Genomic DNA, 14,719 nt, shown 5'->3' on the forward strand with positions numbered 1-14,719 from the left:
CCGGCGACGCATCGCCGGCCGCGGCCAGCGCGCCGGCGCCCATGTCCGCGCCCGCCGCGGCCGCGCGCCAGCCGATGCCCGCCAACGCGCCGCTCAACCTCGGCAACCTGTTCTGGAAGATCCTGTGGGCACGGCTGCGCGGCCTGTTCGGCGCGGGAAGCCGCTGATGATGCCCGCGACATCGATGCCGGACACATCCGCCGCGGCCGGCCGCGCCAACGACGCCGCGCTGCAACGGCTTTACGCCGTGCGGCCCCAGTGGCAGGGCGTGCGCAGCGCGCGCGACGCCGTCGGCCTGCCGGACCGCACGCTGCTGCACGCCGGGCCGCCGTTCGCCGACCCGCGCGCGCCGTCGGCGCCGGTGCTGTCGTCGGCGGTGCTGTGCTGCCTGTACGAAGGCTGGGCGGACACCGAAGCCGAGGCCGAGGCGCTGATCGCATCCGGCGCGGTGACGCTGGCCAGCGCGCAGTCGTTCGACGTGGTGACGCCGCTGGCTGCGGTCATTTCGCCGCGCACCGCGCTGGTGGAAGTGGCCGACGCCGGCAACCCCGCCAACCGCGCGTGGTCGCTGCTGGGCAGCGGCGCGGGGCCGCAGATCCGCTTCGGCAGCCGCGATCCGGCCGTGCTGGCGCGCCTCGGCTGGCGCGACGACGTGCTGGCGCCGGCGCTGGCGGCGACGCTGGCGCGCTGCCCGGTCGACCTGATCCCGCTGGCCCGCCACGGCGTGGACGGCGGCGACGACCTGCACGCGCGCACCGCGAGCGCCACCGCCGCGCTGATCCGGCACCTGGCGCCGCGCGTGCACGACGAGGAGGTCATGGCGGTGCTGGCGCGCACGCCGCTGTTCTTCCTCACGTTGTGGATGGCGGCCTGCCACACCATGACGGCGGCGGCGGCGCACGGCGCCGCGCCCGAGGCCACGCTGGTGGTGGCGCTGGCCGGCAACGGCAGCGAGGTCGGCGTGCGGCTGGCGGGCCGCGCGTCGCGCTGGTTCACCACGCGCGCGGACGCGCCGGACGGCCCGCGCCTCGACGCGGCCTGCACCGTGGCCGCCGCGCCGATGACCGGCGACAGCGGCGTCATCGATGCCGCCGGTTTCGGCGCGCAGGCGCTGGCGCTGGCCCCCGAGCCGGCGGCGGCGTTCTCGGCGTGGCTGCCGCCGCGCTGGCAGGAGAGCCAGGCGCGCCTGTACGCGGGCCGGCATCCGGCCTTCGCCGACCTGCACTGCGGGCTGGATGCCGCGCGCGTGGCGGCCGGGCAGGCCGCGCCGCTGGCCGCCATCGCGATGATCGGTGCCGATGGCCGCACGGGCCTGCTGGGGCGGGGACTGTTCACGGCGCCGGCGGCGCTGTTCGCGTCGGCATTGCCGGGCGCGGCGGCGCAGCACGGCGCGTAGCGGGGCGGCGCGCCGTCCGGGCCGCGCGACGGCGAAGAGCGCCTTGCGCGGCGCCGCGATGGCGCGGCTGCGCGCTCAGAGCGGCAGCGTCATCAGCAGCGTCAGCGCCGAGGTGTCGCGCAGGCCGGCCCGCGTGGCCAGCCGGCGCAGGGCGGCCAGCGCCGCGCCGCCCGCCTCGCCAAGCCGGCTGGCGAGGTTCAGCCGCGCCAGCGCGCGCGTGGCGAAGCGCAGCATGAAGGGCACCTGCCTGCGGCAGAACGCGACCTTGCGCACGTAGCCGTCGACTTCCCACAGCCACGTGGTGTTGGCCGGGAAGTAGGCGATGTCGCCGGCGCGCAGCGCGTGCGTGCGCCCGTCGGCACTGGTGACCTGGACCTTGCCTTCCAGGATCACCACGGTTTCTTCCCAGCCGTAGTACCACTGGAAGGTGCCGGAAGTGCATTCCCACAGATTGGTGCAAGCCAGCCCGTCGACGGCGCGCGAGTGCAGCGCCGCGCGCGACTGCGGCTCGCCGGCGCGGATCCAGGCCGGGTCGATGGGGCAGCTCTGCATCGGCAGGTCGCGCGTGTTGGCGAACGCGCCTGCGCGGCGCCGCGCGGGCGTGCGTTCCGGCGCAGCGGTGCCGGACATCGTTTGCGAGCCCATGTCAGCCTCCCGTTGTCTTGACTGGTAGGCCGAATTTAGCGGGCGGCGGGCGCGCGTTAAGTGCGCAAGCGCACTTTCGGGCGAGCCCGCCCGGCGGACACGCTCGGCGCGGCGGCCCGGCTCAGTTGGCCCGGCCGGCCAGCGCGCGCAGGTACTCGTTCTTCTTGTCGAGAATCAGCTTGCCGAGGAAACCGGCGTCGTAGGCCTTGAGCAGGTGCGCGTGGTATTGCTCGAGATAGCGCGCGATGCGGCTTTGCTCGCATTCGATGCCGCACAGCCAGGCGAACGTCTCGCCGTCCCAGCGGAAACGCAGGCCGAGTTCGGTGAAGGCGGCGTTGTAGGCGGCAAGCTGGGCGTCGTCGGCCGCCGCGGGGGCGCTGGCGGCGGCATGGCTGGCGGGGCGGACTGCGGACTGGACCTGGTTCATGATCGGACTCCTCGGGCGCTTGGCAGTGGTGGGCCTGCACCGAAGCATAGGGTTGCCGATCAATTAACGATAATTAAAGTTAAATCGAGTAACCATAAGTCATTGTTTATGGTTTGGGCGCTGGCCGCCGGCGCGGCCGGATCAGCCCGTCCACGCCGGTGATGCGCTGGATCAGGCTGGCGCCTTCTTCCATCAGGAAATGCTTGAAGGCGAGCGCCACCGGCGGCAGGCGCTTGTTCTTGCGGTGCACCACATACCAGTTGAGCATTACCGGGAAGCCCGCGATGTCGAGCACGGCGAGGTTGCCGGTCTGCAGCTCGAGCCCCACGGTGTGGGCCGACAGGAAGGCGATGCCCATGTTGGCGATCACGGCCTGCTTGATGGTCTCGGTGCTCTTGATCTCCATCGCGATGCGCATGTTCGACAGCCGCCCGGCAAAACCCTCCTGCATGGAGTTCCAGGTGTCGGAGCCTTTCTCGCGCGCGACGAAGGCTTCGTCGGTCAGCGCCGACAGCGGGATGTTGCGCTTGCCCACGAGGTGGTGGCCGGGCGCGGCGACGATGACGTAGGGGTGTGGCGCGAACGGCTCGCTGATGGTGTCCATGCCCTCGGGCGGGCGCACCATCACGGCGAGGTCGGTGAGGTTGCCGGCGAGCTGGTGCAGCAATTCCTCGCGGTTGTGCACCGCAAGGTTGAGCGTCACGCCGTCGTGGCGCTGCATGAACTGTGCGAGCAGGCGCGGGAAGAAGTAGTCGCCGGCGCTGATCACGGCCACGTTGAGGCGTCCGCCGGAGATGCCCTTGAGCTGCGACATGGCATCTTCCGCTTCGCGGAATTGCTGCATGATGCTGCGGCTGTAGTGCAGCATCTCGGTGCCCGCCGGCGTGAGGTAGATCCTCTTGCCCAGCTGCTCGAACAGCGGCAGGCCGACGTGCCCCTCGAGCTGGCGCACCTGCGTGGAGACCGCGGGCTGGGTCAGGTGCAGCTCTTCGGCCGCGCGCGAAAAGCTCAGGTGGCGGGCGACGGTCTCGAAAACCTTCAGCTGGCGCAGCGTGGCGTTCTTCATGCACTGGTCCGCCCGATATATAAGGGATCGTCAATGATCATAATAAAAAACTTTATGTCGTGCCGTACTTAGTTTGAACTAGCATCAGTCCACGGATGCAACGTGCCGCAATGTCAGGCGCGCTCGATCAGTAGTGACCAAGGGCTCCCCCAGCAGAGACGCCCGTCCCTCGCGCCGCAGAGCGCGACAGCACTATGCAGGAGACACGACATGACGCACGACAACACGGCGGCCTCCGCCCACGGCCGTTCCGGCTGGCTTCGCAATCGCTGGTTCCAGCTCGCGATCGGCGTGGTCTGCATGGGGCTGGTGGCCAATCTCCAATATGGCTGGACGTTGTTCGTCGGACCGATGAACGCCAGGCATCACTGGGGCGAATCGGCCATCCAGGTCGCCTTTTCCATCTTCATCGTGACCGAGACCTGGCTGGTGCCGCTCGAAGGCTGGCTGGTCGACAAGCTCGGGCCGCGCCCGGTGGTGGCGGCCGGCGCGCTGTGCGCGGGACTCGCCTGGGTCATCAATGCCTATGCCACCAGCCTGCCGCAGCTCTACTTGGCCGCGGTGATCGCCGGCATCGGCGCGGGCGGGGTGTACGGCACCTGCGTGGGCAACGCGCTCAAGTGGTTCCCCGACCGGCGCGGCCTCGCGGCCGGGCTGACCGCGGCCGGCTTCGGCGCGGGCTCGGCGCTCACCGTGATTCCCATCGCCAACATGATCCAGCGCTCGGGCTACGAGCATGCCTTCATCACCTTCGGCATCCTGCAGGGCGTCTGCATCCTGCTGATGGCGCTGCTGCTGGTCAAGCCGCGCCCGCCCGCGGGCGCCACGGCGAGCAAGGCGGTGCTGACCAACCCGCTCGAATTCACGCCGGGGCGCATGGTCAGGACGCCGGTGTTCTGGGTCATCTACGCCTCGTTCGTGGCGGTGGCCGCGGGCGGCATCATGGCCACCGCGCAGCTCGGCCCGATCGCGCGCGATTTTGGCTTTGCCTCGATGCCGGTGACGATGCTGGGCTTCACGCTGCCGCTGCTGACCATGACGCTGTCGATCGACAACCTCTGCAACGGGCTGACGCGCCCGCTGTGCGGCTTCATCTCCGACCGCATCGGGCGCGAGAACACCATGTTCTTCATCTTCATCGGCGAAGGGCTGTCGCTGCTCGGGCTGATGGAGTTCGGCCACAACCCGTACTGGTTCATGACGTTCGCCGCGCTGACCTTCCTGTTCTGGGGCGAGATCTTCTCGATCTTCCCGGCGCTGTGCGCCGACACCTTCGGCAGCAAGTTCGCCGCGGCCAACGCCGGCACGCTCTACACCGCGAAGGGCACGGCGGCGATGCTGGTGCCGCTGGCGTCCGTGCTGTCCGCGCGCGGCGGCTGGGACGCGGTGTTCACGGTGGCGGCGGTGGTGACTGTCGTCGCCGGCTTGTCCGCCAAGCTGGTACTGGCGCCGATGCGCCGGCGCTTCATTACCGGCCACGCCGGCGAGGCCGTGCCGGTGGGCACGGACAGCACCGCCTATCTCGCCGCGCTGTCGCCACGCAAGAGCGAATAGGCGAGCCACCCGGGGCACCACCGCACCAGCAGCAGCCCGGCCCTCGCGGCCGGGCATCGCGCATACAGAAGGAGGCATCATGAATATCTCGCTTCCGCAGCTCAAGGCATTTGCCGCCGTGGCGCGCCAGAAAAGCTTTACCCGCGCCGCCGCCGAACTCGGGCTCACGCAGTCGGCCATCAGCCGCAGCGTGCGCGAACTGGAGGACGAGATCGACCAGCGCCTGTTCGACCGCACCACGCGGCAGGTCGAGCTCACCGATGCGGGCGAGCATTTGTCGCAGCGCATCTGCCACCTGATCGAGGAGGTCGAGCAGACCCTGCGCGAAAGCCAGGGCACCGGCAAGGCCTGCCAGGGCACGGTGCAGATCGCCTCCGACCCGGTGCTGTCCTCGATGTCGGTGCCGGGCTGGCTGGCGGGCTGCCGCACGGCCTGGCCCGGCATCGGCATCTGCCTCAAGGACCGCACGCACGATGCCGTGCTGCAGTGCGTGCGCAGCGGCGAGGTGGACTTCGGCATCGCCACCAACCCGGAGCCCGGCGACGATCTCTATTGCGAGGCGCTGTGCGCCGACCCGTTCCATGCGGTGCTGCCGTCGCAGCATCCGCTGGCCATGCGCGAGGCGATCGGGTGGGGCGACCTCAACGACGCGAACGTGCTGATGCTCGACCAGAGCTCGGGCATCCAGCCGGCGGTGGAACAGGCCTTCGGCGTGTATCACGTGCGGGCGGGATCGCTCCAGGTGCTGGGCCACTTTGCCGCGATCTTCGGCATGGTGGCGCTGGGGCTGGGCATCGGCATCGTGCCCTCGCGCGCGCATGCGGCCGGCCTCAACCCGGCGGCGGTCATGCGGCCGCTGCGCCCGCAGGTCACGTCGACGGTGATGCTGGTGCGGCGCAAGAGCCGGTCGCTCAAGCCGAATGCGGCCGCCATCTGGGATACGTTGCGTGGCATGGAGTATGAGCAGGCGCGGGTGGTCCGGGCGGGGTAGTGGTTGGGCTCTGGCTCTGAGTTGGTGGCCGGGGCTGGTGGCTTGGCGGCTTGTGCCGTGCTGGTGCTTGTGACGGGTTGGCGCTGAGGGCGAGGGCGAGGGCGAGGGCGAGGGCGAGGGCGAGGGCGAGGGCGAGGGCGAGGGCGAGGGCGAGGGCGAGCGGGATGCTGCCGGCCCCCGAAACGTCCAGGTCTCACGGCTTGTTGCCATGTTGCATCATCACAAAATTTCTTATGATATATTACATACAGGATATTTACACATAGTGCGACGCAGCATATAATGAAAACTCCTACTCACCATCCATACCGGAGTTTTCTGATGGACAGCGTTCTTCTCCTCGGTTTTGCCCTTGGCCTGATTACCTTCGGCGTCGGCATGACCTTCCTGATCGCCACCCGCGTGCCCACGCCCGTGCTGGCCCGCGCGCAAGAGCATGGCCGTTTCGCGGGGCTGGGCGCTTCGCAGGAAACCACCGGCGTTGGCCGTCCGCGTCCCGCCGCCAGCGTGGCGCCGCAACTGGCCCGTGCGTGATGTGCCGCCGGCAGGGCGGGACCGGTGGGCCATGCGGCCGCCGGCCCGGCCCGCCACGTGCTGCGGCCGATGTTCCCCGGGACGCCTGTCCGGCCATCGCGCATTGATGACACCTCGCCGGATTCGCGCGGGATGCTGCCCCCGGATTCGTGCCTTCGCAACTGCCTTGCCCCTCCATACATTGAGAACATCCGGCGCTTTTGTCGCCTGACTTGTTCTAGGGACTTTCCCCAATGCGGGGAGATGGCTCCCGGTTTCCCGACATCCCTGGTTTTTCCCCCGGACGCCGCCTCGCGCGTTTTCGCCCGCGCCATTGATCACGCGCCGCGCCCTAAGTCATTGATCCGACAGCACTGCCGCGCACGCCGCCAGCCGCGGTTGATGCGTGCCGCGCACCAGTGGATCGGCTCTCGTTTTTTCGGATTTTTCTCGCCGCCCGCGTTGCGTTCCGGGCCGCATCGGTGTGGCCGAAAAGTGGCTTGACTATATTGATATATCACATACTGTATAGCACTGAAACGACCACCCAGGCAGCCGGAATGCCGCGCCGGACAAGGGCGCCCGGGCAGAGGGCGCGGGCCGGCGAGCCGGAACCAGGCATTCCGATGCGTCCCGCAAAGCGGTGTCCCCGGACACCCTTCCCAAAACAAAAGGCGGCACCGCCGCCATCAGGAGACACCACATGGAACATCAGCAAAACGCGCCCGAGTCCCGCTTTGCCTCGCCTTGGGTACAACTCTGTTTTGGCGTCATCTGCATGGCGATGATCGCCAACATGCAGTACGGCTGGACCCTGTTCGTCAATCCCATCGACGACAAGTACCACTGGGGCCGCACGGCGATCCAGGTGGCCTTCACCATCTTCGTGGTGACGGAAACCTGGCTGGTGCCGATCGAGGGCTACCTCGTCGACAAGTACGGCCCGCGCCCGGTGGTGGTGGGCGGCGGCCTGCTGTGCGCGGCGGCATGGGCGCTGAACTCCGTGGCCTCGTCGCTGCCGCTGCTCTACTTCGCCGCCGCCGTGGGCGGGGTGGGGGCGGGCGCGGTGTACGGCACCTGCGTCGGCAACGCGCTCAAGTGGTTCCCCAACCGGCGCGGGCTGGCCGCGGGCATCACCGCGGCGGGGTTCGGCGCCGGCTCGGCGCTGACCGTGGTGCCCATCGCCAACATGATCAAGACCAGCGGCTACGAAGCCACCTTCCTGTGGTTCGGCCTGGGCCAGGGGCTGGTCGTGTTCTTCCTCGGCATGGCGCTCTATCCGCCTTCGGCCAGGGTGCTCGGCCAGGTCAAGGACGCGGTCAAGACCGCCGCCTACAACGCCTCGCCGCGCCAGGTGCTGTCGTCGCCGATCTTCTGGGTCATGTACGCCATGTTCGTGATGATGGCGGCGGGCGGGCTGATGGCCACGGCGCAGCTCGGCCCCATCGCCAAGGACTTCGGTCTCGACGGCACGCCGGTGTCGCTGCTCGGGCTGACGTTGCCGGCGCTGACGTTCGCGCTGACCATCGACCGCGTGCTCAATGGCCTGACGCGGCCGTTCTTCGGCTGGATCTCCGACAACATCGGCCGCGAGAACACCATGTTCCTGGCGTTCGCGGTCGAGGCGGTCGGCATCCTGCTGCTCGCCAGGTATGGCCAGAACCCGGTCGCCTTCGTGGTGCTGACCGGCGTGGTGTTCTTCGCCTGGGGCGAGATCTACAGCCTGTTCCCGGCCACCTGCGGCGACACCTTCGGCCCCAAGTTCGCCGCGACCAATGCCGGGCTGCTCTACACGGCCAAGGGCACGGCGGCGTTGCTGGTGCCGTTCTCCAGCGTGATCACCGCCGCCACCGGCGACTGGCACGCGGTGTTCATGCTGGCCTCGGGCATGGCCGCGCTGTCGGCGCTGCTGGCCATGTTCGTGCTCAAGCCGATGCGCGAGGCGCATGCGCGCAAGTACGTGCATGCCAATGCCGCCGCGCCGATGGGCTACCGGGCGGTGCCGGAGGATCTGACCTGAAGCCTGCCGGATGGCGGAAGGGCGGAAGGGCGGAAGTCCTTCGGGACTTCGCCGGACATCCTCGCGGTGTTCCTGGCTGGTGCTGCTGCCTTGATGACCGGTGCTGCCCTGGGGAGGGCAGCGCGGGTTCTTCGTAGAGTGTGCAATTAACGGCCGGGAGAGCAAAGCACCTCCGGATTACGGGGTTCGCGGCGTGGCCGCGAACCCCGTTTTGCTGGCAGGCAGATGGCGGGGATTGGAGGGGGCTACCGGGGTGGCGGATGTCTCCGGGTGCCTTAGGCGTGAGCCTCGGCGGCCACGGCGCCGGGCGCGCGCGCGCTCCGGGCCGGTTCGTACTGGCCACGCACGAACGCCACCGCCCGCGCGATCACCGCCGCATCGTGCAGCACGCGCCGGTGCCCCAGGCCCTCGGTCGTCATCAGGCTGGCGCCGGGCCAGGCGCCGGCAATGGCCGCGCCGTTTTCCCAGTCCACCTCCTTGTCCTGCCGGTCGTGGATGACCAGCGTGGCCGGCACCCGCCGCGCATGGCCGAGCGCCGGCACGTTGAAGGCGGACCACGGCATGCCCAGCCAGTCCTCGCTGTTGCGCTGCATGCGGTCCAGCACCGCCGGCGCGATGCCGAGCTGCCACGCGAGCGCCGCCGCCGCGCGGCGCATGTCGGCAGGCGGGCCGATCATCACGGCGGCTTCGAGGTGGAGTCCTTCGCGCACGGCCAGCGCCAGCGCGGCGCCGCCGAGCGAATGGGCGATGGCGGCATGGATCGGGCCGGCATGCCAGGCGGTGGCGAGCAGCGCGCGCGACATCTCCACCACGGAGCTTTGCCGCGGGCCGCGCGCGCCGGCATCCGATTCGCCGTGCGAGAGCGCGTCGAATGCCACCACGCGCAGGCCGGCGGCGAGCAGGGGGCCGACCAGCGCGTGCCATTGCCCGGCATGGCCGCCCCAGCCGTGCGCGAGCAGCACGGTCGGCCCTGCGCCGCCCCAGCGGTACACGCGCACGCGCCGGCTCGCGCCCTGGCCGGTCACGAGCGCCCAATCCGTGCGTGCCTGCGCCAGCACGTCGCGCGCGGCGGCATCGGGGCCGTTGCCGCGCGGCGGGCTGAACCAGGTCCGCTCCAGCGCGCGGGCGGCGCCCGCCGGATGGACCAGGCTGGCGAGCTGCCAGCAGAGGCGCATCCAGCGCATGGCGGGGCGGGATGCCGGCGCGGCACGCCGCCTGGCGGGGGAGGGATTCAACGCTTGTGTCACGGCCCAATCTCCAACGAAGACCTGCATCATGGCCGGCGGTCCCGCTCCGGGCATCCTCTTGCGCCCGGAAAGACCGACCAGTCGTGCTATTTTTAGTCCCGGGAAAAGACGGTCGTTGCCGTCTTTTCCCGGTCGTTTCTTTCGTCAACTGCCGCCGGCAGACCCGGCCGGCGGCGGCAAGGCCGGCGCTACCTGCGCGGCGGTTGCGCCAGTTCGGCGCGCCGCAGCAGCGCTTCGAACGCGCGGCGCGCCATGCTCTCGGTGTCTTCGCGGCCCAGCAACTTGTAGGAGAGCTGGAAAGACATGCCGATGCCGACCATCTCGAAGGCAAACTGGCGCGGGTCCTGCGCCGGCGAGACGTCGCCTTCCTCGATGGCATCGCCGACCGCGCGGGCGATGAGGCGATGCCAGTCCTTGAGCGACTGCACCACCAGGTCGCGCGTGGGCCCGGGCCGGTCGCGGTATTCCTGGCTCAGTGCGATGAACAGGCAGCGGCCCTTGTTGATCGGGCCGCCCAGCCACGCCATGTAGCCGTCGAACAGTGCCTGCAGCCTGCGCGTGCCGCGCGGCTGCCGCAGGGCGGGGTGGACGACGATCTCGGCGAAGCGCTCGGCGGCTAGCGCCAGCACGGCCTGCTGCAGGGCTTCCTTCGACTTGAAGTGCGCGTACAGCCCGCTTTTCGACATGCTGGTGTCGGCCGCCAGCGTGGCGAGCGACAACTGCTCGAAACCGACCTGGGCGGCAGTGTCGAGCGCCTGTTCGATGATCGCGGCGCGGGTGATCTGGCCTTTTTGCATCGGTCGAGAATAGCACGACCGGTCGGTTTGTCAATGTCACACTTGTGCGCTCTCGTCAACCTAAACCGGAGTCACCCGTTATGTCAGCACGGAGGCAGTAGATTGTGCTTTATCGGGCCTACGGGCAGGTGCAAATCCGCTTTGGCCGGGCACTCTCAAGAAATCTGCACAAAGTGTTCCCCTGATTACATACGGAACGCTTTGCGTGCTCTATACTCGAATGCACGTCCGCGCACTTTTATTTTCACTGGTGACTGGAGACCGACATGAACAGTACAGCCGTGCCAAGAGGCGCTAGCGAACCGTTCCGGCAACTGCGGGCGTTGCGCCGAGCGCGAAAGCTCAAGCAGGAAGACGTCGCCCGTAAGGCCGGCATTTCCCGGGAGGCTTACCTGCGGGCCGAATCGGGTCAAGCCGACCCCCGCATGTCTACCTTCCTCGCGGCCTGCGAGGCGCTCGGCCTGGAAGTGGTGCTGGCTCCCCAGCATCTCGCTGCCGACGTCAACGCATTCATAGCCAGCCGCAACGGCGGCGTCACGGCCGCCTCGATGGCCGGCCAGGCGCCCGCCGCGCCTTCCGCTCCCGCCAGCCCCGCGCCGTCCAATCCGGTCGGCGCCGGTTTCGCGGCGAGTTCCGGCGAAGGTCACAAGCCCGCCTGACCATGCACGCCGCCCCGGCCTGATCGCAGGCCGGGGCGGCGTTGTCTGTTCCGGCGCAGCAGGCATCCCCCGGCCTGCTGTTCGCGTCTGCGCGGCCGCCTCGAACGGTCTTCCCGCTGGCCGCGCGGCCAGCGCGCGCTGTCGCCGGTGCGCCGGCGTTCCCCGCGGGGACGGCATCCGTCCCGCCTGCCAAGGCTCGTCCGTCTTCGGGCCTTTCGTGCATTTCCTGCGCTTCCTGCGCTTCCTGTCTTTCTCCTCCCGATCTGCCCTCCGTGCCGCGGTGCGATGTCCGCCCGGCGCGTTTGCCGCTGCGTGTTTTTCGTCGCCTGTGCCCGCGGCGCGCCTTCAATGGCGGTAGCGCCGGCGGTTTGACAGCCCCAAAGGTTACGATTACGATATGGTAAATAGATTACGTATTGTGTAATTCCTGGTGGCAGTCCTGTCTCGCCGGTCCGGTCGGACGCGGCAAGGGCAGGGCCGCCGCGGGCGTAATCCCCGGCCGCCACAGTCCCCTGCAGCGCGCACCTGCCTGGCAAGGCGCGAAGTGCTGTGTCCCGTAGGCGGCCGGTCCACCAAGAGAAAGAGAGGAGCACAAGCATGAGCAAGGCCTTTGCATCGCAGGCGGACCTGCAGGACAAGCAGGTCACTTTCACGCGGCTGTCCGAGAATGCCTATGCCTACACGGCCGAAGGCGACCCCAATTCCGGCGTGATCGTCGGCGACGACAGCGTGCTGATCGTCGACACCACCGCCACGCCGGCGATGGCCCAGGACCTGATCGCCCGCATCCGCGCCATCACCGACAAGCCGATCAAGCACGTGGTGCTGTCGCACTACCACGCCGTGCGCGTGCTGGGCGCCTCCGCTTATTTCAAGGAGGGCGCGCAGAACGTGATCGCCAGCCGCGGCACCTACGAGATGATCGTGGAGCGCGGCGAGGCCGACATGAAGTCCGAGATCGAGCGCTTCCCGCGCCTGTTTGCCGGCGTCGAGACCGTGCCCGGCCTGACCTGGCCCAACGTGGTGTTCGAGCGCGAGCTCACGCTGTTCCTCGGCAAGCTCGAGGTCCGCGTCATCCATCCCGGCCCCGGCCACACCAGGGGCGACACCATCGTGTGGATTCCCTCGCAGAAGATCCTGTTCTCCGGCGATCTGGTCGAGTTCGACGCCGCCTGCTACTGCGGCGACGCGCAACTGGAGGAATGGCCGGCCACGCTCGAGGCGCTGCGCGCGCTGGCGCCGGCCGCGCTGGTGCCCGGGCGCGGGCCGGTGCTGACCACGCCCGAGATGGTCGGCCGCGGGCTGGACTACACGCGCGACTTCGTCAGCACGCTGCTGCAGCGGGGCAGGGAAGCGGTGGCGCAGAAGCTGGACCTCAAGGGCGCGATGGCCCACACGCGCGCGGCGATGGACGACAAGTTCGGCCACGTCTTCATCTACGAGCACTGCCTGCCGTTCGACGTGGCGCGCGCCTACGACGAGGCCAGCGGCATCAAGCACCCGCGCATCTGGACCGCCGAGCGCGACAAGGCCATGTGGGCCGCGCTGCAGCACTGAAGCCGCGCGGGAGGCGGTCCCTGGCGGCGGCGCATGCCGCCGCTTCGCCGCAAGAGCCGCGCCTGCGGCCAAGGCTGGAGGATGGAGACATGACGGAAACGAACTATCAGACGCAGCGCTTCGCGTACCAGCCGTGCGCCGAGCAGCGCGCGCCGCAGCCCGGCGCCGGCGCGCATGCCGTGCATCCGGTGGCGGTGATCGGGGCCGGCCCGGTCGGCCTCGCCGCGGCGATCGACCTGGCCCAGCAAGGCGTGCCGGTGGTGCTGCTGGACGACGACTGCACGCTGTCCGTGGGCTCGCGCGCGATCTGCTTCGCCAAGCGCACGCTCGACATCTTCGACCGCCTCGGCTGCGGCGCGCGCATGGTGGACAAGGGCGTGAGCTGGAACGTCGGCAAGATCTTCTTCGACGAGGAACTGGTCTACAGCTTCGACCTGCTGCCCGAGGCCGGCCACGCCCGGCCGGCCTTCATCAACCTGCAGCAATACTACGTGGAAGGCTACCTGGTGGAGCGCGCGGCCGAGCTGCCCGGCATTGCCATCCGCTGGCAGCACCGCGTGGCGGGCCTCGCGCAGGATGGCGACGCGGTGACGCTCGACGTGGAAACGCCGGACGGCCGCTACGCCCTGCGGGCGCGTTACGTGGTGGTGGCCGACGGCGCGCGCAGCCCGGTGCGGCAGTGCATGGGCCTGGAAAGCAAGGGACGCACGTTCCGCGACCGCTTCCTGATCGCCGACGTGAAGATGAGCGCGCCGTTCCCGAGCGAGCGCTGGTTCTGGTTCGACCCGCCGTTCAACCGCAACCAGTCGGTGCTGCTGCATCGCCAGCCCGACGATGTCTGGCGCATCGACTTCCAGCTCGGCTGGGATGCCGATCCCGAGCTGGAGAAGCAGCCCGAGCGGGTCATCCCGCGCATCCAGGCGCTGCTGGGCGAGGATGCGGTCTTCACGCTGGAATGGGTCAGCGTCTATACCTTCTCCTGCCAGCGCATGGACCGTTTCCGCCACGGCCGTGTGCTGTTCGCGGGCGACGCCGCGCACCGCGTCTCGCCGTTCGGCGCGCGCGGCGCCAACAGCGGCGTGCAGGACGCGGAGAACCTGGCCTGGAAGCTCGCGCTGGTGCTGGCAGGCCACGCGCCCGATGCGCTGCTCGACAGCTACGCCGGCGAGCGCGAATTCGCCGCCGACGAGAACATCCGCCATTCCACGCGCGCGACCGATTTCATCACGCCCAAGACGCCGGTGAGCCGCGTGTTCCGCGACGCGGCGCTGAGCCTGGCGCGCGACCATGCGTTCGCGCGCCGGCTGGTCAACAGCGGGCGCCTGTCGGTGCCCGCCGTGCTGCACGGCTCGGTGCTCAATACGGCCGACGATGTGGACGCTTGGGGCGCGCCGCCATTCGCCGGCTTCATGGTGCCCGGCGCGCCGTGCGCCGACGCGCCGGTGCGCGAGGGCGGCCGCGACACCTGGCTGCTGCCGCGGCTCGGCAACCGCTTCGCCCTGCTGCTGTTCGTGGGGCCGGCGGGCTTGCCGCCGGCCATGCTCGATGCCCTGCGCGCGCTCGCCGCCGGCCCCGTGCCGCTGGCGCTGGTCTGCGTGGCCACGCCGGCCGACGCGGCGCAAGGCCCGGTGCCGCCCCCCGGCGCCAGCCTGCTGGAGGATACTCAAGGCTGGCTGGCGCGCCGCTACGATGGCCGGCCCGGCACCGCCTACCTGCTGCGCCCCGACCAGCACGTGTGCGCGCGCTGGCGCGCCTTCGAGCCCGCCCGCGTGCAGGCCGCGCTGCGGCGCGCGCTGGGCTGGCCGGAGGGCGCCGGCGCGGCTGCCGAGGCCGCCGCATGACCCGTC

At 69.8% G+C, this 14,719-nt stretch carries 13 protein-coding genes; 8 read left to right on the top strand and 5 right to left on the bottom strand.

All coding sequences use genetic code 11. The features are described from left to right. The first annotated feature begins 184 nt into the window (after positions 1 to 184). On the top strand, positions 185 to 1,396 hold the full coding sequence (locus tag K206_RS0104070) for a DUF1116 domain-containing protein (RefSeq protein WP_029043212.1): 1,212 nt from the start codon (positions 185 to 187) through the stop codon (positions 1,394 to 1,396). Between the two features lie 75 nt (positions 1,397 to 1,471). On the opposite strand, the gene K206_RS0104075 is transcribed toward K206_RS0104070, so the two are convergent. From K206_RS0104075 to K206_RS0104085, 3 genes are all read right to left on the bottom strand, one after another. Further along, on the bottom strand, positions 1,472 to 2,041 hold the full coding sequence (locus K206_RS0104075; RefSeq protein ID WP_020201137.1) for a cupin domain-containing protein: 570 nt from the start codon (positions 2,039 to 2,041) through the stop codon (positions 1,472 to 1,474). A 121-nt stretch (positions 2,042 to 2,162) separates the two neighbouring features. Then, on the bottom strand, positions 2,163 to 2,468 hold the full coding sequence (locus K206_RS0104080) for a hypothetical protein (protein WP_020201138.1): 306 nt from the start codon (positions 2,466 to 2,468) through the stop codon (positions 2,163 to 2,165). A 106-nt stretch (positions 2,469 to 2,574) separates the two neighbouring features. After that, positions 2,575 to 3,534, bottom strand: a complete 960-nt coding sequence (locus tag K206_RS0104085) for a LysR family transcriptional regulator (RefSeq protein ID WP_020201139.1) — start codon at positions 3,532 to 3,534, stop codon at positions 2,575 to 2,577. Positions 3,535 to 3,744: 210 nt separating this feature from the next. Here K206_RS0104085 and oxlT (K206_RS0104090) point away from each other — a divergent pair, with 210 nt between their 5' ends. The 4 genes from oxlT (K206_RS0104090) to oxlT (K206_RS0104105) all read left to right on the top strand — a co-directional run bounded on the left by oxlT (K206_RS0104090) (position 3,745) and on the right by oxlT (K206_RS0104105) (position 8,612). Next, on the top strand, positions 3,745 to 5,088 hold the full coding sequence (oxlT, locus tag K206_RS0104090; RefSeq protein ID WP_020201140.1) for an oxalate/formate MFS antiporter: 1,344 nt from the start codon (positions 3,745 to 3,747) through the stop codon (positions 5,086 to 5,088). Between the two features lie 79 nt (positions 5,089 to 5,167). Further along, on the top strand, positions 5,168 to 6,079 hold the full coding sequence (locus K206_RS0104095) for a LysR family transcriptional regulator (RefSeq protein WP_020201141.1): 912 nt from the start codon (positions 5,168 to 5,170) through the stop codon (positions 6,077 to 6,079). Between the two features lie 321 nt (positions 6,080 to 6,400). Next, the gene (locus tag K206_RS0104100; RefSeq protein WP_020201142.1) at positions 6,401 to 6,613 is read left to right on the top strand and encodes a hypothetical protein; all 213 of its coding nucleotides are present in this window, start codon (positions 6,401 to 6,403) and stop codon (positions 6,611 to 6,613) included. Positions 6,614 to 7,295: 682 nt separating this feature from the next. Next, positions 7,296 to 8,612 carry an oxalate/formate MFS antiporter gene (gene oxlT, locus K206_RS0104105; RefSeq protein WP_029043213.1) on the top strand — a complete coding sequence of 439 codons (1,317 nt, stop codon included), beginning with the start codon at positions 7,296 to 7,298 and terminating at the stop codon, positions 8,610 to 8,612. Positions 8,613 to 8,887: 275 nt separating this feature from the next. On the opposite strand, the gene K206_RS0104110 is transcribed toward oxlT (K206_RS0104105), so the two are convergent. Continuing rightward, a complete protein-coding gene (locus K206_RS0104110; protein ID WP_020201144.1) occupies positions 8,888 to 9,796 on the bottom strand; it encodes an alpha/beta fold hydrolase in 909 nt (302 codons plus the stop codon). 251 nt (positions 9,797 to 10,047) lie between these two features. Further along, complete coding sequence (locus K206_RS0104115) at positions 10,048 to 10,656, bottom strand: TetR/AcrR family transcriptional regulator (RefSeq protein WP_020201145.1); 609 nt, start codon at positions 10,654 to 10,656, stop codon at positions 10,048 to 10,050. A gap of 266 nt (positions 10,657 to 10,922) precedes the next feature. Between K206_RS0104115 and K206_RS41340 the strand changes: the two genes are divergently transcribed. The 3 genes from K206_RS41340 to K206_RS0104130 all read left to right on the top strand — a co-directional run bounded on the left by K206_RS41340 (position 10,923) and on the right by K206_RS0104130 (position 14,713). Further along, entirely contained in the window at positions 10,923 to 11,315 is a 393-nt protein-coding gene (locus K206_RS41340) for a helix-turn-helix domain-containing protein (RefSeq protein ID WP_029043214.1), read from the top strand. Between the two features lie 597 nt (positions 11,316 to 11,912). Beyond that, complete coding sequence (locus K206_RS0104125; RefSeq protein ID WP_020201147.1) at positions 11,913 to 12,872, top strand: MBL fold metallo-hydrolase; 960 nt, start codon at positions 11,913 to 11,915, stop codon at positions 12,870 to 12,872. 89 nt (positions 12,873 to 12,961) lie between these two features. Beyond that, complete coding sequence (locus tag K206_RS0104130; protein WP_020201148.1) at positions 12,962 to 14,713, top strand: FAD-dependent oxidoreductase; 1,752 nt, start codon at positions 12,962 to 12,964, stop codon at positions 14,711 to 14,713. The last annotated feature ends 6 nt before the right edge of the window (positions 14,714 to 14,719 follow it).

This window comes from Cupriavidus sp. WS, assembly GCF_000395345.1.
GTDB lineage: Bacteria > Pseudomonadota > Gammaproteobacteria > Burkholderiales > Burkholderiaceae > Cupriavidus > Cupriavidus basilensis_B.

Coding starts and splice junctions, on each gene's coding strand:
- K206_RS0104085 (WP_020201139.1), bottom strand. CDS start 3,534: ATGAAGAACGCCACGCTGCGCCAGCTGAAGGTTTTCGAGACCGTCGCC.
- K206_RS41340 (WP_029043214.1), top strand. CDS start 10,923: ATGAACAGTACAGCCGTGCCAAGAGGCGCTAGCGAACCGTTCCGGCAA.
- K206_RS0104125 (WP_020201147.1), top strand. CDS start 11,913: ATGAGCAAGGCCTTTGCATCGCAGGCGGACCTGCAGGACAAGCAGGTC.
- K206_RS0104075 (WP_020201137.1), bottom strand. CDS start 2,041: ATGGGCTCGCAAACGATGTCCGGCACCGCTGCGCCGGAACGCACGCCC.
- K206_RS0104080 (WP_020201138.1), bottom strand. CDS start 2,468: ATGAACCAGGTCCAGTCCGCAGTCCGCCCCGCCAGCCATGCCGCCGCC.
- K206_RS0104110 (WP_020201144.1), bottom strand. CDS start 9,796: ATGCGCTGGATGCGCCTCTGCTGGCAGCTCGCCAGCCTGGTCCATCCG.
- oxlT (WP_020201140.1), top strand. CDS start 3,745: ATGACGCACGACAACACGGCGGCCTCCGCCCACGGCCGTTCCGGCTGG.
- K206_RS0104100 (WP_020201142.1), top strand. CDS start 6,401: ATGGACAGCGTTCTTCTCCTCGGTTTTGCCCTTGGCCTGATTACCTTC.
- K206_RS0104130 (WP_020201148.1), top strand. CDS start 12,962: ATGACGGAAACGAACTATCAGACGCAGCGCTTCGCGTACCAGCCGTGC.
- K206_RS0104115 (WP_020201145.1), bottom strand. CDS start 10,656: ATGCAAAAAGGCCAGATCACCCGCGCCGCGATCATCGAACAGGCGCTC.
- oxlT (WP_029043213.1), top strand. CDS start 7,296: ATGGAACATCAGCAAAACGCGCCCGAGTCCCGCTTTGCCTCGCCTTGG.
- K206_RS0104070 (WP_029043212.1), top strand. CDS start 185: ATGCCGGACACATCCGCCGCGGCCGGCCGCGCCAACGACGCCGCGCTG.
- K206_RS0104095 (WP_020201141.1), top strand. CDS start 5,168: ATGAATATCTCGCTTCCGCAGCTCAAGGCATTTGCCGCCGTGGCGCGC.